15 protein-coding genes and 1 pseudogene are annotated in these 21,567 nt (G+C 66.6%); 8 read left to right on the top strand and 8 right to left on the bottom strand.

Going from position 1 to position 21,567, the window contains the following annotated elements; genetic code table 11:
- Positions 1-333: 333 nt before the first annotated feature.
- The 3 genes from BMZ43_RS14365 (at position 334) to mqo (ending at position 3,267) form a co-directional block, all read left to right on the top strand.
- Positions 334-1,242, top strand: coding sequence for an AEC family transporter (locus BMZ43_RS14365; protein WP_093254544.1), 909 nt, complete (start codon positions 334-336; stop codon positions 1,240-1,242).
- Positions 1,243-1,339: 97 nt separating this feature from the next.
- Positions 1,340-1,735 carry a cupin domain-containing protein gene (locus tag BMZ43_RS14360; protein WP_017640009.1) on the top strand — a complete coding sequence of 132 codons (396 nt, stop codon included), beginning with the start codon at positions 1,340-1,342 and terminating at the stop codon, positions 1,733-1,735.
- Between the two features lie 26 nt (positions 1,736-1,761).
- Positions 1,762-3,267, top strand: a complete 1,506-nt coding sequence (mqo, locus tag BMZ43_RS14355; RefSeq protein ID WP_371913882.1) for a malate dehydrogenase (quinone) — start codon at positions 1,762-1,764, stop codon at positions 3,265-3,267.
- A gap of 42 nt (positions 3,268-3,309) precedes the next feature.
- Here mqo and BMZ43_RS14350 read toward each other — a convergent pair whose 3' ends face one another.
- The 4 genes from BMZ43_RS14350 to BMZ43_RS14335 form a co-directional block, all read right to left on the bottom strand.
- Positions 3,310-4,191 carry an NAD(P)-dependent oxidoreductase gene (locus BMZ43_RS14350; RefSeq protein ID WP_093254539.1) on the bottom strand — a complete coding sequence of 294 codons (882 nt, stop codon included), beginning with the start codon at positions 4,189-4,191 and terminating at the stop codon, positions 3,310-3,312.
- Positions 4,192-4,392: 201 nt separating this feature from the next.
- On the bottom strand, positions 4,393-5,148 hold the full coding sequence (locus tag BMZ43_RS14345) for a molybdopterin-dependent oxidoreductase (RefSeq protein ID WP_093254536.1): 756 nt from the start codon (positions 5,146-5,148) through the stop codon (positions 4,393-4,395).
- A complete protein-coding gene (locus BMZ43_RS14340; protein WP_017640013.1) occupies positions 5,135-5,761 on the bottom strand; it encodes a cytochrome b/b6 domain-containing protein in 627 nt (208 codons plus the stop codon). The genes BMZ43_RS14345 and BMZ43_RS14340 overlap by 14 nt, the downstream gene beginning before the upstream one ends.
- A gap of 65 nt (positions 5,762-5,826) precedes the next feature.
- Positions 5,827-6,438 carry a hypothetical protein gene (locus tag BMZ43_RS14335; RefSeq protein WP_017640014.1) on the bottom strand — a complete coding sequence of 204 codons (612 nt, stop codon included), beginning with the start codon at positions 6,436-6,438 and terminating at the stop codon, positions 5,827-5,829.
- Between the two features lie 120 nt (positions 6,439-6,558).
- On the opposite strand from BMZ43_RS14335, the gene BMZ43_RS14330 reads away from it, so the two are divergent.
- The 3 genes from BMZ43_RS14330 to BMZ43_RS14320 all read left to right on the top strand — a co-directional run bounded on the left by BMZ43_RS14330 (position 6,559) and on the right by BMZ43_RS14320 (position 13,882).
- Positions 6,559-7,230, top strand: coding sequence for a heavy metal response regulator transcription factor (locus BMZ43_RS14330; RefSeq protein WP_093254533.1), 672 nt, complete (start codon positions 6,559-6,561; stop codon positions 7,228-7,230).
- Positions 7,227-8,609, top strand: coding sequence for a heavy metal sensor histidine kinase (locus BMZ43_RS14325; protein ID WP_093254531.1), 1,383 nt, complete (start codon positions 7,227-7,229; stop codon positions 8,607-8,609). Before BMZ43_RS14330 ends, BMZ43_RS14325 begins: the two co-directional genes overlap by 4 nt.
- Positions 8,610-8,749: 140 nt before the next feature.
- Entirely contained in the window at positions 8,750-13,882 is a 5,133-nt protein-coding gene (locus BMZ43_RS14320; RefSeq protein ID WP_093254529.1) for a DUF4011 domain-containing protein, read from the top strand.
- Between the two features lie 310 nt (positions 13,883-14,192).
- Here the strand turns inward: BMZ43_RS14320 and BMZ43_RS14315 are convergent, their stop codons facing one another.
- Positions 14,193-15,173, bottom strand: a complete 981-nt coding sequence (locus BMZ43_RS14315) for an IS110 family RNA-guided transposase (RefSeq protein WP_017638643.1) — start codon at positions 15,171-15,173, stop codon at positions 14,193-14,195.
- A gap of 412 nt (positions 15,174-15,585) precedes the next feature.
- A pseudogene (locus BMZ43_RS14310) lies at positions 15,586-16,941 on the bottom strand (OprD family porin).
- Positions 16,942-17,095: 154 nt separating this feature from the next.
- On the opposite strand from BMZ43_RS14310, the gene BMZ43_RS14305 reads away from it, so the two are divergent.
- Positions 17,096-18,031, top strand: a complete 936-nt coding sequence (locus BMZ43_RS14305) for a DNA/RNA non-specific endonuclease (protein ID WP_093254527.1) — start codon at positions 17,096-17,098, stop codon at positions 18,029-18,031.
- A gap of 353 nt (positions 18,032-18,384) precedes the next feature.
- On the opposite strand, the gene BMZ43_RS14300 is transcribed toward BMZ43_RS14305, so the two are convergent.
- Positions 18,385-19,392, bottom strand: a complete 1,008-nt coding sequence (locus tag BMZ43_RS14300; protein ID WP_093254525.1) for a YrzE family protein — start codon at positions 19,390-19,392, stop codon at positions 18,385-18,387.
- Between the two features lie 125 nt (positions 19,393-19,517).
- Entirely contained in the window at positions 19,518-20,864 is a 1,347-nt protein-coding gene (locus tag BMZ43_RS14295; RefSeq protein ID WP_093254523.1) for an Nramp family divalent metal transporter, read from the bottom strand.
- 218 nt (positions 20,865-21,082) lie between these two features.
- On the opposite strand from BMZ43_RS14295, the gene mntR reads away from it, so the two are divergent.
- On the top strand, positions 21,083-21,532 hold the full coding sequence (gene mntR, locus BMZ43_RS14290; protein ID WP_017640022.1) for a manganese-binding transcriptional regulator MntR: 450 nt from the start codon (positions 21,083-21,085) through the stop codon (positions 21,530-21,532).
- The last annotated feature ends 35 nt before the right edge of the window (positions 21,533-21,567 follow it).

The following is a 21,567-nucleotide window of genomic DNA, read 5'->3' as shown; positions in this document are numbered from 1 at the left end:
CGCGGAAGCGCAGCCGCGCGAAGAGCGAGATGAAGACCCACAAGAAGGCAAGCACGGGAATCCGACCAAGGTCTAGATGCGACAATTTGCCGCACATTATTTGTAAACAAAAGTTTCTAAACACCATCAATAAGAGAGCAAAGCCGCCTTCCAGAGCGCTTCAGGCGAGGCCACCACCTCTGCCGTAGGACACGCCTGGAGCGACACCTTGTCGATCCCAGCTCAGGAGTTTCGGATGAACCGTCGTACCGCCGACATCCCCGCGCGACTCACCTGCCAACCACCTTCAGCCGCTGCCCCTGGCGCCCTCGTCATCCCTGGGAGGGCGCGGCCATGATCGAGATCATCGCCCAGGCCCTTGCGCCCATCGTCTTCGTCACCGCCCTCGGCTGGTGTGCCGGTCGCTGGCGGGTCATGCCCGCGGAGGCGAGCAAGATCCTCGCCGCCTTCGTAGTCACCTTCGCCCTGCCCATCAGCCTCTTTCTCGCTGCCGCCAAGACCCGGCCCGAACAGATCCTCAACCTGCCCTATGTGGCGACCCTGGCAACCGGCCTGATCGGTATCTGGCTACTGGGCCTGGCGCTGGGTCGCGTGCGCGGCGGATACAACTGGCGCGAGGCGACCCTGCGTGGCATCACCGTGGCCTTTCCCAACATGGCCTACTGCGGGCCGCCGGTCCTGCTCGCGGCGGTCGGCCCGTCCGCCCTGTTGGCGGTGATCGTCGGCAACCTGATCGTCACCCTGGTGATCATTCCCTTGTCGCTGGTGCTCTTGAGCAGTGGCGGGGCCGCCCAGGCGCTCGCCAAGGCCGTGCGCCAGCCGCTGGTGCTGCTGCCCTTGCTGGGACTGGCCTGCGCCCTGCTCGGCCTGCGGCCCCCGGCATTGCTGGTGGCGGCGACGGACGAAATCGGCCGGGCGGCAGGCGGCGTCGCCCTGTTCACCCTGGGCCTGATCCTGGCCAGCATCCGCCCAAGCTTCGACCGGGACATCCTCGGCAACCTGCTGCTGAAGAATCTGCTGCAGCCGCTAGTGCTGCTGGGTATGGGTCTGGCGCTGGGCCTGCACGGCGAGCTGCTCCAGCAGGTGTTCCTGCTCGGCCTGCTGCCTTCGGCCACCGCGGCGCCCAGCCTGGCCATGGCCCAGGGCGTCTATGCCGAGGAAGCAGCGCGCAGCGTGTTGTTCAGCACCCTGCTCGCCATTCCCGGAATAGCCCTGGGCATCGTACTGGCGGCCAGCCTGTAAGAGGCCGGCCCTCACGTGAACCGGGGCCCGGCGGGTGCCCCGTTGCCTTGGTGAAACCCGCGCCGCAAGCAACCTACCGATGTTTCAGGAGACAGAAATGGCCATTCGATGTGTACGGCTCTGGACCGGCAACGACGGTAATTCGTTGTTCGAGGAAGGGCAGTTGGAACTGGGCGAAGGCCTGCATGGCAAGGCCTCAGGCCTGCCCATCGCGGTAAACGAGCTGTCCTTCCAGGAAACCACGGCGGGAGGTGCCTTCGAATGGCACCAAGACCCGCAGCCCCAGTTCGTCATCACCCTGAGCGGCACCCTGGAGTTCGAGGTCAAGTCGGGCAAGACCTTCGTGCTGCGGCCCGGCGACGTCCTGCTGGCCCAGGACGACACTGGCTCCGGGCACCGCTGGAAGCTGCTCGGCGACGAGCCCTGGCGGCGTGCCTACGTCATCTACGAGCCCAACGCGAACCTGCGCTTCGTTCCCAACCAGCCGGCGTAATGCCTGAGGAAACTGTCATGTCGTCATTGTCTTCCACGGATTCGCCCGACGTCGTGTTGATCGGCGCCGGCATCATGAGCGCTACCCTGGGTACCCTGCTCAAGGAACTCGACCCCAGCCTCAGCGTGACGCTGTTCGAGAGCCTGCACGATTGCGCCCAGGAGAGTTCCCAGGGCTGGAACAACGCCGGTACCGGCCATGCCGCCAACTGCGAGCTGAACTACACGCCGCAGCGCAATGACGGCAGCGTCGACATCGCCAAGGCGCTCAAGGTGAATACCCAGTTCGATCTCTCGCGCCAGCTCTGGGCCTCCCTGGTCCGCAAGGGTGCGATCCCGGACCCGCAGGCTTTCATCCACGCCTGCCCCCATATGAGCTTCGTCTGGGGTGCGGACAACGTCGCCTTCCTCCGCGAACGCTATCGGACGATGAGCGCCCATCACTGCTATCACGGCATGGAATACAGCGAGGACCGCACGCAGATCGCTCAGTGGGCACCGCTGATCATGGAAGGACGCGGTGCCGACGAACCGGTTGCCGCCACGCGCATGGTGACCGGCACCGACGTCGACTATGGCGCCCTCACCCACCTGCTGGTGCGTCAGCTCAGCCAGCAATCGGGCTTCGCCGTGCACTATCACCAACGGGTGGTGGACTTGGCGCGTACCGATGGCGGTCGCTGGCGGGTGACGGTGGAGGATGTCGACCACGGCGGCCGCACGGAGGTCACCGCCAAGTTCGTCTTCATCGGTGCCGGTGGCGGCTCGCTGCCGTTACTGCAGAAGTCCGGCATCCCCGAAGGGCACGGTTTCGGCGGTTTTCCCATCTCCGGCATCTGGCTGCGCTGCGACGTCCCGGCGCTGGCCGAACGGCATCAGGCCAAGGTCTATGGCAAGGCGCCCTCGGGTTCGCCGCCCATGTCGGTCCCACACCTGGACACCCGCATCGTCGGCGGCCAGCGCTCGCTGCTGTTCGGACCCTATGCGGGCTTTTCCTCGCGCTTCCTCAAACACGGCGCCCTGACCGATCTCTTCACCTCGCTGCGTCATGACAACATCCTGCCGTTGCTGAACGTGGCCAAGGACAACCTGGACCTGACCGAATACCTGATCGGGCAGATTTTCCAGAGCTCCAGCCAGCAATTCGCCATGCTGCAGCAGTTCTTCCCCCTGGCGAAGAAGCGCGACTGGCAGGAAGCGGTGGCCGGGCAACGGGTGCAGACCATCAAGCCCACCGGCCAGCATGGCCTGCTGAGCAAGAAGGGCGAACTGGAATTCGGCACTGAACTGGTGAGCGCCGCGGATCGCTCCATCGCCGCGCTGCTCGGCGCCTCACCGGGTGCTTCGACAGCCGCAGCCATCGCTCTGGAGGTGCTGGAAACCTGCTTCCCGGAGCGTCTCACCGAAGACGCCTGGCTGCCGGCGTTGCGGCGCATCCTGCCGACCTACGGCCTCGACTTGAAGACCGACGCGGCAGCCTGCCGGCAGAGTCGCGCCGAGACCGCCAAGGTATTGGGGATCGCCGACGTGTGAGGCTCCTCCTTGGCCGCATGCACGGGCATGCGGCCATCCCCCTTACCGGGTAGCGGCGTCTTCGGCTTCTTCCAACAGGACATCGGCCGTGATGACGTAGTCCGCGTCGGGATGCAGCTCGGCGCCCAGGGCCAGTTGCTGCGCGGCGGCGGCCAGGGTTGGCGCGCCCTGGAAGGTGGCATTGAGTTCGGCCAGCAGGAGGCCCATGTCCTTGTGCATCAGCGCCGCCGGGAATTGCGGCGCGAAGTCGCCCTCGCGCAGGGCTGCCAGCTTGCGCTGGTGGTGGGGCGAGAGCACCGCCAGGTCACCGAACACCTCGAACAACACCTCGGCATCGAGACCGGCGCGGGTGGCATAGGCCAGGGCTTCGGCCAGGGCGGCGAGACCCGCGCCCATCAGGCCGTTGATGGCCAGCTTGATGGCCGCGCCCTGCCCGGTCGGACCGACGTGATGCACGGTCTTGCCCAGGGTTTCGAGGATCGGCCGCGCACGCTCCACGGCCTCGGGTTCGCCGCCGGCCAGGACCACCAGTTGCGCCTGTTCCGCCTCGTGGGTGCTGCCGGACACCGGTGCCTCGACCACGGCGATGCCACGGGCGCGGCCGGCCGCTTCCAGGCGCAGCGACAGCGCGGGCGAGTTGGTACTGGTGTTGATCAGCAGGCGACCGCTTTCCAGACGGGCGAGGACGCCGTCGGCACCGAGCAGCACCTGTTCGAGGATGGCGTCGTTGGGCAGGGAAACGATCACCACCTCGGCCTGGGGCAACAAGGTCGCCAGGGGCTCCATGGGCGTGCCGTGGCGCTCGCCGTCCTGCTGGTGTTCGGCGTAGGCGCGGACCGGATAACCGGCCTCGCGCAGGTTGGCGCCCATGCGCTGGGCCATGGCGCCAAAGCCGATGAAACCGATCGAGGGATGAGCGGACATGAGGGGAGCTCCCGGTAGAGGATAGTGGTATCTCGACTCTACCTCCGGGCCGGGGTTCCGCCATCAAAAGCTTAGGCAAAGTCTCGCGAGCTAGAGCCAAACAAGGCGAAAAGACCTGAGGAAGCGCAGTTTACGAGTGGTAAATGAGCATTCCGAAGGTCTTTTCAACGCAGTTCGGCCGACGCGCAGCAGACGTTGCGCCTAGATCCCGCTGAACCAGTTGTAGCCCTGGTCCTCCCAGTACCCGCCGGGATAGTCGTTGGTCACGAACAGAGCCTGGATGTGCTTGGGATTCTTGAAGCCGAGCTTGGTGGGCACCCGCAGGCGCAGCGGATAGCCGTAGTCCGGCGGCAAGGCCACCTGGCCGAAGTCCAGCGCCAGCAGGGTCTGAGGATGCAGCGCCGAGGCCATGTCGATGCTGGAGTAGTAGCGGTCGGCGCACTTGAAGCCGACGTACTTGGCCGTGGTGTCAGCGCCGATGCGTTCGAGGAAGGTACGCAGGGGCACCCCACCCCACTGGCCGATGGCGCTCCAGCCTTCGATGCAGATGAAGCGGGTGATGTCGGCGCGCTGCGGCAGGCGGCGCAGGTCTTCCAGGGTCCAGGCCTGCTTGTTGGCGACCAGGCCGGAGACCTCCAGGCGGTAATCGCTGAGGTCCACTTCCGGAACGTTGTATTCGGGGTAGAAGGCGTTGAAGGGAAAGGGATTGGTGATCTGGCTGGCGGCATAGGTCGGCGCCAGGCGCTCACGGCCGAACAGCCAGGCCTGCACCCGGTCGTTGAAGCGCGACATGGACCAGAGCACCTTGTCGACGCTGTCGCCGTCCTGCAGGTTGCAGCCGCTGAGCATGGCCAGGGCGCCCACCGTCAGGCCCTGCTTGAGCAGCAGGCGTCGCTGCAGATTCTCCACCTGCCGCTGTTGCGCCGGTTCCAGGCGCAGGCGTTCACGCCGACTCATCGTTAACCTCCTCGTGCGCCCGACCGGTGATCATCGGCGGCAGGGTGCGGGGGACCAGGATGACCAGGGCCAGGTGCACGACGACGAAGGCGCCGATGCCGGCCATGGCGAAGAAATGCACGTAGCGAGCGGTGTCGAAGCCGCCGAGCAGGGCCGCCAGCCCCTGCAATTGCACTGGTTTCCAGATCGCCAGGCCGGAGAGCACCACCAGCACGCCGAGGGCCAGTACGCCCCAGTAGAGCAGGCGCTGCACGGCGTTATAGGTGCCGAGGTGATGACCCAGACGCAGGCGCACGGCCGCGGCGAAATCACGGCCGATGGCGCGCGGTGACAGCGGCAGGAAATCCCGCCGGAAGTGGCCGCTGAACAGGCCATAGAGCAGATAGATCAGGCCGTTCGCCAGCAGTAGCCAGAAGACCGCCAGGTGCCAGGCGATGGCGCCGCCCAGCCAACCGCCAAGGGTCGCCCAGGCGGGAAAGGTGAAGGGGAACAGCGGCGAGGCGTTGTAGATTGCCCAGCCGCTCATGAACATGCAGGGCATTGCCAGGGCGTTGAGCCAATGGGTGAGGCGCACCGGCCAGCGGTGCACCAGACGCCGTCGCGAGGTGGTCATGATCTGTCCCTCTTCACCGCGAGATGGAGGCGGTCGCCATCCCAATCAGGCGACCGCGGGGGGTCTTACATGGGCGGGGTGAAACCGTCCTTACCTACGGCCACGCCCTTGGCGTGCTTGCCGTCTTCGGCGGGGAACAGCACCACCTTGGCGCCGGGCTTGAGCAGGCTGCGGTCGCCCTTCTCGACATAGGCAATGGGCACGTCTTCCGGTACTACCAGCTGCTTCTCGCCGCCTTTGTACTGCACGGTCAGGGTACGGCCATTGGCCTTCTTGAGTTCGCCCACGGTACCGTTGGTCATGGTGCCGGTGCTGCCGTCAGCGTTTTCCCAGCCGTAGTGGCCTTCACCGGAGCCGCGCAGGCTGGCCTCGAACACGGTCACCTCCAGCGCCTTGAGGGTGCCATCGGGCTGAGGGGTGGCGGCGGAGCCGATGAAGCTGTTGGCTTCGATGCGATCCAGGTTGGCCTTGGATACGGCGCGGTAGCTGGTCTTGTCGTCCAGCATCAACGTCTGGTGGGCACCATTGCGGGTGGTGAAGGCCAGGGTGTCGCCCTGGACGCTGTCCACGGTGCCACGCATGGGCTTGACGGTGGGCATGGGCGCGGCCTGGGCCAGCAGGGCGCTGCTGGCGAGCAGCAGGGCAAGGGAACCGCGGAGCAGGGTCTGGGTACGCATGAAGCCTCCTGGGATAGGGAATCGCCCCGCCACAGTGCGACGCGTGGGGGGTCAGCAAGATGACCGGCGAATGACAAAAATGTCACCCAGCGAAGCGACCGGAGGCCCTACCATTACGCCATGCACATTCTCCTCATCGAAGACGACCAGAAGACCGGCGAGTACCTGAAGAAGGGCCTCGGCGAATCCGGCTACGCGGTCGATTGGACCCAGCACGGCGCCGATGGCCTGCACCTGGCCCTGGACGGCCGTTATGATCTGGTCATCCTCGACGTGATGCTGCCCGGCATCGACGGTTGGCAGATCATGGAGGTCTTGCGCAAGAAGCTCGACGTGCCGGTGCTCTTTCTCACCGCCCGCGACGGCCTGCAGGATCGCATCCGCGGCCTGGAGCTGGGCGCCGACGACTACCTGGTCAAACCCTTCTCCTTCGTCGAATTGCTGCTGCGCATCCGCACCCTGTTGCGCCGTGGCGTGGTGCGCGAGCCCGAGCATTTCCACCTGGCCGATCTGCAGCTGGATCTTCTGCGGCGACGGGTAACCCGCGGCGACGACCTCATCGTGCTGACCAACAAGGAATTCGCCCTGCTGCACCTGCTGCTGCGCCGCGAAGGCGAGGTGCTGTCGCGCACCCTGATCGCCGCCGAGGTCTGGGACATGAATTTCGACAGCGACACCAACGTGGTGGACGTGGCCATCAAGCGGCTGCGCGCCAAGGTCGATAACCCCTACCCGGTCAAGCTGATCCATACCGTGCGTGGTATCGGCTACGTCTGCGAGGTTCGGCCTTGAGTGCGCGCTCACCCTCGCTGATCCTGCGCGCCACCCTGGGATTCGCCCTGGTGGCGCTGCTCGCCGTGGGCGGTGCCGGCCTGTTTCTCTACCACAGCCTGGAACGGACGGTGCTGGAGCGCGCCGACTACGCTCTGCTCGGTCGCCTGGCGCATTTTCGCAGCCTGCTCAGCGCCGACCTGTCGCTGGAGACCCTGGGCCGCAGTCCGCAGCTGTTCGCCAACATGCTGGGCAACGAGCAGGATGTCTTTCTCATCGGCGCGCCGGGTGCCAAGCCGGTGATCGCCTCCAATCCGCTGAATATCGCCCTCCCGGATCTTGCCGTGGTACCCCAGACGCGGCGACCGACGCCGGCCGATATACGGGAAGGCACCCTGGCCGACGGCACCCGCTGGCGCGCGGCGCGGGTCGCGGTGAACACCCCCGAAGGCCCGGTGGAACTGACCGCCGCCCATGTGCTGCGCAACGAAGACACCACCCTGGCCGATTTCCGTCTGGGGCTGCTCGGCGCCGTGACCCTGGCCTTCCTGGCTACCGCCGGGCTTGGCTATCTGCTGCTGCGCCGGGGCCTGGCCCCCTTGCGGCGCATCGCCCGCCATGCCGGTGGCATCACTCCAACCCGGTTGGCTGCCCCCCTGGAATTGGCCGATGCTCCGCGCGAGCTGCAACCGCTGGTGGAAAACTACAACGCCATGCTGGCGCGGCTGGCCGACGGCTATGGTCGGCTGGTGCAGTTTTCCGCTGACCTCGCCCACGAGATCCGCACCCCGATCAATGCCCTCATGGGCCATACCGAGGTCGCTCTGCGCCAGGTACGCAGCAGCGAGGAATACCAGACGCTGCTGGCCTCCAACCTGGAAGAGCTGGAGCGCATCTCGCGCCTGGTGGAAAGCATCCTCTTCCTTGCCCGCGCCGACGACGCCCAGGCGGTGCTGACCCCGCAACCGTTGCGACTAGACGAAGAGCTGGCACGCATCGCCGACTATTTCGAAGGGCCGGCCGACGAGCGCGGCCTGCGCCTGGTCGTAGCAGGCGGCGGTGAGGTGATCGCCGATCCGCTCCTGCTCCGTCGCGCCTTGAGCAACCTAGTGGCCAATGCCATCCGCTATGCCGACCCGGATGGCGAGATCCAGCTGCAGGCGGACGGCGGGCGCATCCGCGTCAGCAATGCCGGTCCCGCCCTGGCGCCGGAACACCTGCGACGGCTATTCGATCGCTTCTATCGCGCCGATCCCTCGCGTCATCAGCCCCATGATTCCAACGGTCTGGGCCTGGCCATCGTCGCCGCGATCATGCGTCTGCATGGTGGGCGTGCCGAGGTCGAGCAGGATGCGCGGGGCATCCATTTCAGCCTGGTCTTCCCGACCCCGGCCGCCTGAACCGCGACCTGCCGCTCAAACCACGCAACCGCCCGTCACCAAAGGACTTTTTCCGCTTGCCCAAGCGGGCTATGGGCTGCATCGACCCGCCCACTACTGTACATTCATCTACCTTAGGCAATAAGCAAGGGTGGTAGGCGATGAGCGTGGATGTCGAACTGGTGCTGGCCGGCAAGATCGGCTTCGCGGCGCACCAGAACGCGGTGCCCGTGCTGCGTGAATTGCGCCTCACCCACAGCGGCCCCGAACCCCTGGCCGACCTCAGCCTCACGGTGACCGCCGAGCCGGCTTTCGTGGTGCCGCGCACCTGGCACCTGGAGCGCCTCGATCCCCAGGGCACTCTCTATCTCGATGATCGCGACCTCGAATTCGACGCCGCCCTGCTCGGCAGCCTCCAGGAAAGCCTGGTCGCCCAGCTGACTTTCACGGTGCGCCAGGGTGACGAGATCCTGCAGACGCGGCGGTATCCGGTCGAGCTGCTGGCCCGCAACCAGTGGGGCGGTGTGGACAGCATGCCGGAACTGGCGGCGGCCTTCGTCATGCCCAACGACCCGGCGGTGGATCGCCTGCTGGGGGCAGCCGCCGAGGTGCTGCGCCGCGCCGGCAAGTCCACGGCGCTGGATGGTTACGAGGGGGAGTCGCGCCGCCGGGTCTGGGAGCTCGGTTCGGCGCTCTGGTCGGCCCTGTGCGGCCTGCAGCTGACCTACGCGGTGCCGCCGGCCAGCTTCGAGCGCCAGGGCCAGAAGATCCGCACGCCCGGCGCCATCCTCGACGGTGGCCTGGCCACCTGCCTGGATCTCGCGCTGCTCGCCTGCGCGGCGCTGGACCAGGCAGGCCTCAATCCGCTGCTGGTCATTACCCGCGGCCATGCCTTCGCCGGCGTCTGGCTGCAGCCCCAGGAATTCGCTCAGCTGCTCACCGACGACGCCGAGCCGGTACGCAAGCGGGTGGCGCTCAAGGACCTGCTGGTGTTCGAGACCACCCAGGCCACCGCCTCCCCGCCGCCGTCCTTCAGCCAGGCAGTGCAACTGGCCGAGCGGCAGCTGGACGACGACAGTTTCGTGCTGGCCCTGGACATCCGCCGCGCCCGCCTGCAACGCATCCGCCCACTGGCGGTGCCCGGACAGCTCGCCACTCCCCTGGACGGTTTGCTGCTGCCGGGCGAAGCCCTGGAAGAGGCCCCGCCGCTGCCAGCCTTCGACGTGGACGTCGAGGCCGCGCCCACCACCCCGGTCGGTCGCCTGGCGCTCTGGCAGCGCAAGCTGCTCGACCTCACCACCCGCAATCGCCTGCTGCACGTGCCGGAAAACGCCCGCAGCGTGCCCCTGCTCTGCCCCGAGCCGGCGGCGCTGGAAGATCGCCTGGCCGAGGGCCGGGCGCTGCGCCTGGTGCCGTTGCCGGATCTGGCGGTGAGCGGGCGCGACGCGGTGCTGCACGAGGCTCGCGAACACGAGAATCTCGAAGACGAATACGCCCGCGGCGCCCTGGCCCGTGGCGAGGTGGTCGCCCCCCTGGATGCGACCAAGCTGGACGCGGCGCTGGTGGAACTCTATCGGCGCGCCCGCAGCGACCTCGACGAGGGCGGCGCCAATACCCTCTACCTGGCGCTGGGCTTCCTGCGCTGGAAAAAGGCCGCCGACGATCCCAAGCACTACCGTGCGCCGCTGATCCTGCTGCCGGTGCGCCTGGAACGGCAGAGCGCCGCCAGCGGCATCACCCTGCACCTGTTCGAGGACGAGCCGCGCTTCAACCTCACCCTGCTGGAACTGCTGCGCCACGATTTCGACCTGGACATCCCCGGGCTCGACGGCCCCCTGCCCGGGGATGGCAACGGCATCGACGTGGACGGGATCTGGACCAAGGTCCGCCGTGCGGTACGCGACCTGCCCGGCTTCGAGGTCAGTAGCGAGCTGCTGCTCGGCCAGTTTTCCTTTGCCAAGTACCTGATGTGGAAGGACCTCACCGAGCGCAGCGACCAGCTGATGGAAAGCCCGCTGGTACGGCACCTGCTGGAGCGCACCACGGAATCCGGCGCCTACCTCAGCGGCGGCAGCTTTCCTCGCGAGCGCGAGCTGGATCGCCAGGTGACCCCGGCCGAACTCTTCACCCCGCTGCCGGCGGATTCCTCGCAACTGGCGGCGGTGCTGGCCTCAGCCGGTGGCCAGGATTTCGTCCTCGACGGCCCGCCCGGCACCGGCAAGTCCCAGACCATCGCCAACATGATCGCCCACAACCTGGCGCTCGGCCGGCGGGTCTTGTTCGTCGCCGAGAAGCGCGCGGCCCTGGACGTGGTGTATCGCCGTCTTGAGGCCCAGGGGCTTGGTGAATTCTGCCTGGAACTGCATTCGAGCAAGGCCTCCAAGGCCGAGGTGCTCAAGCAGCTGGAGCGCGCCTGGGACACCCGCGACGGCCTCGACGAAGAGGAATGGCTGGTCGAGGCCGCCGAGGTGGAGCGCCTGCGGGATCGTCTCAACGCCGTGGTGGAGCGCCTGCACCGCCGCTGGCCCAATGGCCTGACCCTGCAGCAGAGCATTGGCCGCGTCTTGCGTGACGCAGCTCCCGATACCCCACGCCTGGCATGGTCCCAGGCCGATGCCCACGACGCCGAGGCCCTGGCCGAGTTGCGCAGCGCCGTGCGCCGCCTGGCCCTGCACGCCGAAACCGGGCGCAGCCTGGCGGCGGATTTCGCCCTCTTGCCGGCGCATCCCTGGTCCAACGCCTGGCAGGACGCCCTGGTCACCGCTGCCGAACGGCTGCGCGACACCCAACAAGCCTTGCAGCAGGCGCGGCAACGCCTGCGCGATGTCCTCGGTCTGCCACTGGCCGACCAGGTGGCGCCCCGTCGCCTGCTGGAATTCGCTGAGTTGCTGCAGAACGCCGCTGGCCAGGATCTGGCCTTCGCCTTCGGGCCCGGCGCCGCCGAGCGCCAGCGTCACCTGGGACGCGCCCTGGAATTGCTGCGGGACTACCAGGCGCTGGAGCGCGAGCTGTCGGTGCCCTATGCCGCCGAAGCCTGTCGCCGCGTCGCCCTGACCCAGCTGGAAACCGCCTGGGATGCCGCCGGCCGCCGCTTCTGGATCTTCGCCAGCCGCGCCCAGCGACAGGTCACCCAGGACCTCGCCCGCCAGGGCGAAACCCAGGGCCAACCCGATGTCGCCGCCGACCTGCCGCGCCTGCGCCGCCAGCGCACCCTGCTCACCGAGCTGGACGATCTGGCGCCCACCCTTGGCGGTATCGCCGGCTGGCAGGGCGTCACCAGCGACCTCGACGCCCTGCTCGCCCGACGCGCCTTGGCGGAAAGGCTGAGCACGGCGCTGCCAACCCTGGCGGAAACGCCCGAGCAGCTGCTGGCCCTACGCCAGGCGGCAGCGCGGCGGTTGCAGCATCCCGAGGATCAGCCGGTGGACACCACCCTGGCCCCGGCCAGCAGTGCCTTCGCCGAGGCCCTGGATGCAGCCGAAGCCGCTCGCCAGGCATTCGCCGCGCAGGCGGGACTGGCCGGTGATACCGCCGCCGCCGAGCTGGTACGCACCGCCGCCGCGCTGCTGCGGCAGCCCGGTCGGCTCAAGGCCTGGTGTGACTGGCAACGCGTCCACGAAGAAGCCGACGCCCTCGGCCTGGCACCCCTGATCGCCCGCGCCACGACCGCCGCGGCCGACGATCTCCCGACCCTGTTCGAGACCGCCTATGCCCGCTGGTTCGCCGCCACCGCCCTGGACGCCGAGCCGCTGCTGCGCGACTTCGTCCCGGCCGAGCACGAGAGCGACATCCAGGCTTATCGCCGGCTGGACGACCGTCTGCAGACCCTCGCCGTGCGCCATATCCGCGCCCTGCTCTGCCATGGCCTGCCGCCGAAGAACGATGCGGCGCGCCAGGGTGGCGGCTTCGCCGTGCTCAAGCACGAGTTGCAGAAGCAGCGCCGACACCGGCCGCTGCGCCAGTTGGCCCTGGAAATGGGCGACGCCCTGGCGCGACTGGCGCCCTGCATGCTGATGAGTCCGCTGTCCATCGCCCAGTACCTGCCCCCGGACGGCGGCCTGTTCGACCTGGTGATCTTCGACGAAGCCTCGCAGATCGCGCCCTGGGACGCGGTGGGCGCCATCGCCCGGGGCGTGCAGGTGGTGATCGCCGGCGACCCCCGGCAGATGCCGCCGACCCGCTTCTTCGACCGCGCCGCCGGCGAGGACGACACCGCCGAGGACCTGGAAAGCATCCTCGACGAATGCCTGGGCGCCGGCATCTACAGCCACAGCCTCAACTGGCACTACCGCAGTCGCCACGAGAGCCTGATCGCCTTTTCCAACCATCACTACTACGACGGCAAGCTCATCACCTTTCCCGCCCCGGAGATCCGTCCGAGCGCGGTGGAATGGCGGCGGGTCGACGGCGTCTACGCCAAGGGCAAGGGCCGCCACAATGCCATCGAGGCCCAGGCCATGGTCGCCGAGGCGGTCAAGCGCCTGCTGGATCCCGCCTTCGCCGGGCTGAGCCTGGGCATCATCACCCTCAACAGCGAACAGCAGCGGCTGGTCACCGACCTGCTCGACCGCGCGCGCCAGCAGCACCCAGAGATCGAGGCGCACTTCGCCGAGGACCTGGCCGAGCCGGTGGTGGTCAAGAACCTGGAAACGGTCCAGGGCGACGAGCGCGACCTGATCATGCTCGGCATCGGCTTCGGTCCCACCGAGCCGGGCGCCAATACGATGTCGATGAATTTCGGTCCGCTGAACAAGGACGGTGGCTGGCGGCGCCTCAACGTGGCCGTGACCCGCGCGCGACGGGAGATGCTGGTGTTCTCCTCCTTCGATCCGGGGCTGATCGACCTCAATCGCACCAATGCCCGCGCCGTGCGCGATCTCAAGCTGTTCCTGGAATTCGCCCAGCGCGGCCCCCAGGCTCTGGCCGCCGCGGTCAAGGGTTCGCTGGGTGGGCACGACTCGCCCTTCGAGGAAGCCGTGGCCCAGGCGCTGGAAGCCAAGGGCTGGCGGGTGGTGCCGCAGATCGGCGTGTCGCGTTTCCGCATCGACCTGGGCATCGTCCATCCCGATCGGCCGGGCGATTACCTGGTGGGCATCGAATGCGACGGCGCCACTTACCACAGCGCCGCCACCGCCCGCGACCGCGACAAGACCCGCAGCGCCATCCTCCAGGGTCTCGGCTGGACGCTGCTGCGCGTCTGGTCCACCGAATGGTGGATCGACCGCGCGGGGGCGACCGAGCGGTTGCATGGGGAGATCGAGCGGCTGCTGGAAGAATCGCGGGCGAAGGGTTGAGTGGCTGTTGGGCTTCGCTGCGCTCAGCGCCAACCTACGAGAATGGTACGTAGGTTGGGCTGAGGCAGCTCCATCGCCGAAGCCCAACAAGCCGGGCGCGACCTCGGCACCGTTGGGCTTCGCTGCGCTCAGCGCCAACCTACGGCGGTTTGCCTGATGCCGTAGCTTGGGTTGAGGCAGCTCCATCGCCGAAGCCCAACAAGCCGAGCTCGACCTCGCCAACGTTGGGCTTCGCTGTGCTCAGCGCCAACCTACGGTGGTTTGTCTGATGCCGTAGATACCATCTCTCCCATCAATCACAACAGGTCCTCTAAAGGGCCTGTCGTGGTTGATAAGGTCGCTGCGTCTTGAGCACGCCATAGGCGATCTGCAGCAGTTTGCGCATGGCAGCGCCCAAGGCGCTCATTCGGGCTTTGCCGCGTGCCAGTAGTCGTTCATACAGCGCTTTCACGTCGGGGTTGCGCTCTTTGGCGACTATGGCGCCCATGTACAGCTTGGCTCTGATAAGTGGGGAACCGGCCTTGCTCAATACCGTGCGTCCCTCCACCGTCTTGCCCGATTGCCAAGGGCGGGGCACCAAGCCGACAAAGGCAGTGCATTGTCGAGCGTCGCCAAAGTCGCGACTGTGCAGCAGGGCCAATAGATGGCGTGATAGCACCTCGCCGATTCCATCGATGCTTTGCAGTAAGGCACGATCGCGTTTGAGATCGTCGTGCCGATCGATGTGGTCGTCGATATCCTGGCGAATCCGCTCTGCCTCCTGTCGCAGAGCCTGTACCAGGTTGTCGATGGAGGCCAGGACGCCCGGACTCCCGCTGACCTCCGCTTTTTCACGACGGTTGAGTTCACGTTGCAGATCGTCTTGCAGCGCCTCATGGCGAGCAATCAATGCCTTGAGCTCGCGGACCTCACGTCGCTCCGGCGTCCAGGGACGTACGGGCTGGGTCGCGCCATAGCGCGCCAGCACCAGGCTGTCCTGCTTGTCGGTCTTGCCCTGTATGCCCAGGCTGCGGGCGTATTCGCGCACCCGCGCAGGATTAAGGACGAAGACTTGGACGCCACGATCATGGAGATACAGAGCCAGCGGCTCGTGATAGACCCCAGTCGCTTCGAGGAAGACCTGCAACTGCTCCACCGTCTCACCCGTTTGGGCGCAACACCAGTCGATCAGTTCGGCGAATCCTGTGGACCGGTTGGCGAAGACCTTGGTTTTGACCTTCAGGCTGCGGACGTCACGCAGCCACAAACAATCGAATTTATGCTTGCTGATGTCGATACCAATGATCGCCATTTCTCGCTCCTTGCCTTGTGCATACAGCCTCACTCCAGCGGAGGGGCTTGGATACCATTCAGGATGTGGAGAAAGGGAGCCGGCAGACACACTCTACGACACAGCATCGAGTGCTCAGGTTGGGCAAGTGCTTAGCCGGCTCCGGGTAATGAGGTAGCTAATCCCATTACCCGGGAGAGATACAAGGTTGGGCTGAGGCAGCTCCATCGCCGAAGCCCAACAAGCCGCGCTGACCTCGGCACCGTTGGGCTTCGCTGCGCTTAGCGCCAACCTATGGTGGTTTGTCTGGAACCGTAGGTTGGGCTGAGGCAGCTCCATCGCCGAAGCCCAACAAGCCGCGCTGACCTCGGCACCGTTGGGCTTCGCTGTGCTCAGCGCCAACCTACGGCGATTTGCCCACCACTCGGCGGTATCAAAGAATATTCAGCGGATACTCGGTGATCAGCCGCGTCTCGGCCACGGTGCCGCCGGTGCTTTGGCTGCCGGAATGCCAGGCCTGACGCAGGCGGAAGCTCAAGTCCTTGGCCGGGCCGTTCTGCAGGACGTACTTGGCCTCCAGATCGGTCTCGTGTTCCTTGTCGCCGTCGCCATAGAGCCCGGCATAGGCCGAATCCGCCGCTACCTTGCTGCCGTCGATGCCGCTGCCACGGGTATGGCGCACCATCAGGCTCAGCCCCGGCACGCCGTAGCTTTCCATGTCCAGGTCATAGCGGGCCTGCCAGCTGCGCTCGCCCGGACCGTTGAAGTCGGAGAACTGCATCGAGTTGCCGAGCAGGATGGAATCACCGAAGGCACCCGGCACCGGCGCGCCAAAGACCGCGTAGTCGAAGGGCTGGTCGCCATGGATGCGCTGGTGGATCAGGGTGAAGGTGTGGACGCCGGTCTGGAAGGCGGCGGCCAGCGAGCCGGCGGTGTTGGCGATGCTGCCGGCCTTGGCGCTGCCGGCGTCCAGGGTGCGGTAGAGGTTGGCGTCGAAGGTCAGACTCTGCTCGGCGGCCAGCGGCAGCACATAGTTGAGGTTGCCGTAGTACTGGTCCCAGACGTCTTCGAAGTGCCCGGCGTAGAGCGAGGCACTGAGATGATCGCTGAACTTGTAGACGCCCCCGGCATAGCTGGCCGAGGCCGCTTCCACGCCGGCGTAGCCGGCGAAGATGCCGCCGTCCGCGCCGGTGGTGCGCGGCGCCGTGGCGGCGGTGAAGTGACCGCCTTCCAGCATCAGGTGATCGACCTCCTGACTCACCAGGCTCCAGCCACGGGCAGTCTGGGGAAACAGTCAGTTACCGCCCGCCGCCAGTACCGGCGCCGTGGGTTGCTGGTCGCCGTACTTGAGCACGGTGTTGGAAACGCGCAGCTTGACGGCCGCTCCGCCCTTGCTGAATTCGCTGCGCTGGCTGCCGTCGCCGTCCACCGGCATGTTCGGGGTATTGGCGTGGCCATCGCCGCCGTCGAGCTTGAGGCCCAGGTAGCCATAGGCATCCACCCCGACCCCCACGGTGCCCTGGGTGAAGCCCGAGGTGTAGTTGAGCAGAAAGGCCTGGGTCCAGCTGCGCGGATCCCGGCTGTTGCGTGCCTCGGCGCCATGGCCGTCGCCCTCGTTCTGGCGCAGGTAGTAGTAGTTGCGCAGCAGCAGGGTCAGGTCACCGTCTTCTACGAAGCCCTTGGCATCGGACTGCTGACTGGCCAGGGCCGCGCCGGTAAGGAGCAGTCCGGGCACGCCGAGCAGCCAGACGCGCTGACGGGCAAAGGGGGAAAACAGCGATAGCTTCATGGGCGGTTCACTCACGGATCTCGGTTGGGAATCGTTAGGTCGCGAACGAGTTTGCCAGCTAGCGCCAGTGCATACCACTTCGCTGACCGTCGTCATCGCCCGGTAACCTCCCTGTGCTGCGCTGGCGGTCCGCCCCTTGCGTTCGTGGTCCACCATGCCCAGCCAGCCCTTTGCCGTCGATCTCGCCTATCGTCCGCGCCTCGCCGATCTGCGTCCCCTGCTGCCAGCGCAACCCGCCGGCCTGCGCGCCGAACCCCGCATCACGCCCGCCGCCAGCCTGGCGGATCGGCAGGGCTACCAGGCCGCTTTCCTGGGTGACTTCCAGGTCCCCTGGCCAGGCCCGAGCGCCGCCCTGGCCACCGACGTCCATCCCCTGCCCGCCTCGGGCGATCGCCTGGACTACACCCACTTCTCGGTCACGCTCTCGCGCAGCCGACGGATGGCGCTTTGGGTCGGGGTCAATATCGATGGCGGCCAGCACCGGGACGTGCCGCGTAGCCGCGACGCCTGGGCCTATGACGGTCGAGTGCCGCTGGAGGCCCAGCTCGGTGAGGCGCTCTATGCCGACAACCTGCTCGACCGGGGCCACCTGGTGCGGCGCCAGGATCCCAACTGGGGCCCCGCTGCCGCCCAGGCCAACCGTGACACCTTTCACTTCACCAATTGCGCGCCGCAGATGGCCGCCTTCAACCAGCGGACCTGGCTGGAACTGGAAGACTATCTGCTCGACAACACCCAGCGCTGGCAGGCACGCATCACCGTCTTCAGCGGCCCGGTGCTGCGCCCGGACGACCGTGTCTATCGCGACGCCCGGATTCCCGAGGCCTTCTGGAAGGTGGTGGCCTTTCTCGGTGACGACGGCAAACCCTCTGCCAGTGCCTACCTCATCGACCAGCGCCGGGAGCTGGACGAGCTGTCCATCGCCTTTGGCCGCCTGCGTACCTACCAGTGCAGCGTCGTGCGCATCGAACAACTGACCGGCATCGACTTCGGCCCGCTGCGCGACCATGACGGCTTTTCCAACGAAGAGCGCGCCACAGGCCAGGCGGTGGAGCAGGCCATCCAGGGACCGGGCGACATCCTGCTCTAGCTGAGCTGGCCGCAGGCGCGTGACAGGCTGTTGCGCAGCCCCAGCAGGAGAGCCCGGCCAGGTAGAGTTCGGCAGCATTCGCCAACCCCAGGCGCAGCGCCCAGGTGCTCACCGCCAGGGCCGGTCGGTAGAAGGCCAGGTCGCTCAGCACTTAGCAGGCCGCCAGCAGTCCAGTGCGGCCAGGCCAGGCTCAGGCACACCCTGGTCGCCCCGCTAACCTATCGCCACCTGTTCGTGCCGAGCGGCCAGACAGCTAGAAAAAGCGATCACCCAAAAACGCCGATGCCCGGACCGTCGCCAGTCCGGGCATCTAGTCTTACAGCGGAAGCCGAAGGATCCGCCAGAGGGGGCGCTTAGGCAGCGACCACCTTGTTGGCCGGCTGGGTACGACGACCCAGGGCACCACCGATGGCGCCAACGATGCCACCGATCACCAGGCTGATCAGCAGCACCCAGCTGGCCTGGGAGACCTTGCGGGCGGTCACGTCAGCGGCTTCACGAGCCTTCTGCTCGGCCTGGGCCTTGAGCTCCTGGTACTTGGCATAGGCCTGTTGGTAGGTCTGCTGGGCCTTGTCGACGATGGCATTGGCCTCGGCGTCGCTCTTGCCGGTACGGGCCTTGATCAGGTTGACCAGGGCCTGACGATCGGCGGCGTTCCAAGCCTGGTCGCCACGGGCCTTGAGACGGTCCAGCAGTGCGGTCAGCTGATCATCGGTCTGCTGCGGATTGTTGGCGCTGTTCTGGGCGGTGTTCTTGGCATCCTGCTCGGCGCCCTGGGCCTGCTGCTGCAGATTCTCCGGCTGCAGTTCGGCTTTACCGGTCTGGCGTAGCGCGGTTTCCAGTTCGTTCTGCAGATCGCCCAGGTCGAGCTGGATGCCTTGCTGGCGCAGTTGATCCTGAACCTGGTTGGTCAACGCCGGTGCGGCCTGGGACAGACCACTGCCGATCATCGACAGACCGCTGCCCGCCACGTTGAGGCCGGTACGCACCACGCCGCTCACCGCGCTGGACACCAGATAGACGCTGACCAGGGTCACACTGGCCCAGACCAGGATGCCGTGCAGGGCGCCTTCGCGCTGGGCCAGGCGACCGGAGATCCAGGCACCGATGAAGACCGAGACCACGGCGCTGACGCCGACCCAGATACCGGTGCCCTTGCCCAGGCCATCCAGCGGATTGGCTTCCTGCTGCGGATCGATGGAAGCGGTGCCGATGGCGGTGCCGAGCAGGCTCAGCAGCAACGAAACCGTCAGGGCGATGACCACGCCGGCGATGATCGAGCTCCAGGAGATACGCTTGAGCAAGGGGGCGGTGGCCGTGGTGGCCGCATAGGCGGGAGTTTGGCGGGCGTCGTAGGACATGGCGAGTGCTCCGGGATGGTTAGGGGAAGAACTTATTGTGGTAACGGATGGATACCCTTCCGCTTTAACAAGTTCCCAAACCAGCACGCCAGAGCCACCGAAGGTCATCAGACCTCAGACATCCTCTAACCCAACAGGATATCGGCCAGCAGCTTCACATTGAGCACCACGATCAGTCCGGCAATCGCCCAGGCCAGCACCTGCGTGACCCGACCGATCACGAAAGAACCCATCAGCTGGCGATCCGAGACGAAACGCACCAGCGGGATCACCGCGAAGGGCAGCTGCATGGACAGCACCACCTGGCTCAACACCAGCAGCTTGGCCGTGCCGCTCTCGCCATAGAGACCGGTCACCACCACCACCGGGATGACGGCGATACCGCGGGTGATCAGCCGCCGCGCCCAGTCGGGGATGCGCAGCGACAGAAAGCCTGCCATGACGATCTGGCCAGCCAGGGTCGCGGTGACGGTGGAGTTGATGCCCGACGCCAGCAGGGCGACCGCGAACAGCAGCGAAGCGATACCCACGCCCAGCATCGGCGACAGCAGGTGATAGGCGTCCTGGATCTCGGCCACGTCGGTGCGCCCGGCACTGTGGAACACCGCCGCGGCGGTGATCAGGATGGCGGCGTTGACGAACAGCGCCAGCATCAGCGCCAGGGTGCTGTCGGCCACCGCCCAGCGCAGGCCCATGCGCCGCCCCTCCTCGGTGCGCGGATAGGCGCGGGTCTGGACGATGGAGGAATGCAGATAGAGGTTATGGGGCATCACGGTGGCGCCGATGATGCCGATGGCCAGGTAGAGCGCGGCCGGATTGGTGACGATTTCCGCCTTGGGCAGGAAGCCGTCGGCGATCGCGGCGATGGACGGCTGGGCCAGCACCATCTGCACGCCAAAGCAGACGAAGATCAGCGTCAGCAGCGCGATGACGAAGGCTTCCAGCCAGCGAAACCCGCGATTCATCAGCAGCAGGATGAGAAAGACGTCCAGCGCCGTGAGGATGGCGCCCCACATCAACGGGATGCCGAACAGCAGATTGAGGGCGATGGCGGTGCCGATCACCTCAGCCAGGTCGCAGGCGATGATGGCGATCTCGCAGGCGATCCACAGCAGCAGACTGACCGGCCGCGAATAACGTGCGCGACAGGCCTGGGCCAGGTCCAGCCCGGTGGCGATGCCCAGCCGCGCGGCCAGGGCCTGCAGCAGGATGGCCATGAGGTTGGAGAGCAGGATCACCGACAACAGCAGGTAGCCGAATTGCGAGCCCCCGGCCAGGTCCGTGGCCCAGTTGCCCGGATCCATGTAGCCCACCGAGACCATGTAGCCCGGGCCGACGAAGGCCAGCAACCGGCGTAACCAGCTGCCACCCTCGGGTACCGGCACGCTGGCATTCATCCGCCCCAGACTGGGCCGGGCGGAAGGCGCGGACTCCTGCCAGGCTGGCTCGACATAGCTGGCGGATTCTTTCATGGCGGACTCGTGCGGCAAAATAGGAATACCCTTTGGAGAATTTAGCCTAGGCTAAAATTCACACATTCAGCAATAAAAAATCTCTATCTCATCCGTCGATAACGCCCATTGGCGAAGGAATCTTTGGTATTCGCCCGCAACTCGGTCAAAATGGCGCCCGAACGCGTCCTCTTGACGCGCCTCAGGTCTTTGCGGAGAAGGTCATTCAGGTGGGCAACATGACAAAGGACGACGAACTGCTGAATCGGTTGGTCGATCCATCCATTCATATGGAAGGTTTTCAACAGGTCCGCGAGGCGCATCGTCAGGAGCTGATCGAAGACTATGTCGAGCTCATTTCCGATCTTATCCGGGACGGCGGTGAAGCGCGCCAGGTGGACATCGCCGCGCGCATCGGCGTGGCCCAGCCGACCGTGGCCAAGATGCTCAAGCGCCTGGCCGCCGCCGGCCTGATCGTGCAGCGCCCCTATCGCGGCGTCTTCCTCACCCCTGAAGGCGAGGCCCTGGCCGAAGCCAGTCGCGCGCGCCACCATGTGGTGGAGACCTTCCTGCTGACCCTGGGCGTGGACGCCGATACCGCGCGCCGCGACGCCGAAGGCATGGAGCACCATGTCAGCGAGGCCACCCTGGCAGTCTTCCGGCGCTTCATCGCCAGTCGTCAGGCGTAGGCTGCGGCTTTAGTCGAAAGTCGCCACGGCTCCCC

The organism is Pseudomonas sp. Snoq117.2 (assembly GCF_900110545.1).
GTDB classification, from domain to species: domain Bacteria; phylum Pseudomonadota; class Gammaproteobacteria; order Pseudomonadales; family Pseudomonadaceae; genus Chryseomonas; species Chryseomonas benzopyrenica.
Note: the sequence above shows the minus strand (reverse complement) of the source record. Positions and strands in the feature narration are given on the sequence as shown.

Excerpts from the sequence above, each read along its gene's own strand:
- BMZ43_RS14365 (WP_093254544.1), top strand. The coding sequence starts at position 334 with ATGATCGAGATCATCGCCCAGGCCCTTGCGCCCATCGTCTTCGTCACC.
- BMZ43_RS14360 (WP_017640009.1), top strand. The coding sequence starts at position 1,340 with ATGGCCATTCGATGTGTACGGCTCTGGACCGGCAACGACGGTAATTCG.
- BMZ43_RS14350 (WP_093254539.1), bottom strand. The coding sequence starts at position 4,191 with ATGTCCGCTCATCCCTCGATCGGTTTCATCGGCTTTGGCGCCATGGCC.
- BMZ43_RS14345 (WP_093254536.1), bottom strand. The coding sequence starts at position 5,148 with ATGAGTCGGCGTGAACGCCTGCGCCTGGAACCGGCGCAACAGCGGCAG.
- BMZ43_RS14340 (WP_017640013.1), bottom strand. The coding sequence starts at position 5,761 with ATGACCACCTCGCGACGGCGTCTGGTGCACCGCTGGCCGGTGCGCCTC.
- BMZ43_RS14335 (WP_017640014.1), bottom strand. The coding sequence starts at position 6,438 with ATGCGTACCCAGACCCTGCTCCGCGGTTCCCTTGCCCTGCTGCTCGCC.
- BMZ43_RS14330 (WP_093254533.1), top strand. The coding sequence starts at position 6,559 with ATGCACATTCTCCTCATCGAAGACGACCAGAAGACCGGCGAGTACCTG.
- BMZ43_RS14320 (WP_093254529.1), top strand. The coding sequence starts at position 8,750 with ATGAGCGTGGATGTCGAACTGGTGCTGGCCGGCAAGATCGGCTTCGCG.
- BMZ43_RS14315 (WP_017638643.1), bottom strand. The coding sequence starts at position 15,173 with ATGGCGATCATTGGTATCGACATCAGCAAGCATAAATTCGATTGTTTG.
- BMZ43_RS14305 (WP_093254527.1), top strand. The coding sequence starts at position 17,096 with ATGCCCAGCCAGCCCTTTGCCGTCGATCTCGCCTATCGTCCGCGCCTC.
- BMZ43_RS14300 (WP_093254525.1), bottom strand. The coding sequence starts at position 19,392 with ATGTCCTACGACGCCCGCCAAACTCCCGCCTATGCGGCCACCACGGCC.
- BMZ43_RS14295 (WP_093254523.1), bottom strand. The coding sequence starts at position 20,864 with ATGAAAGAATCCGCCAGCTATGTCGAGCCAGCCTGGCAGGAGTCCGCG.
- mntR (WP_017640022.1), top strand. The coding sequence starts at position 21,083 with ATGACAAAGGACGACGAACTGCTGAATCGGTTGGTCGATCCATCCATT.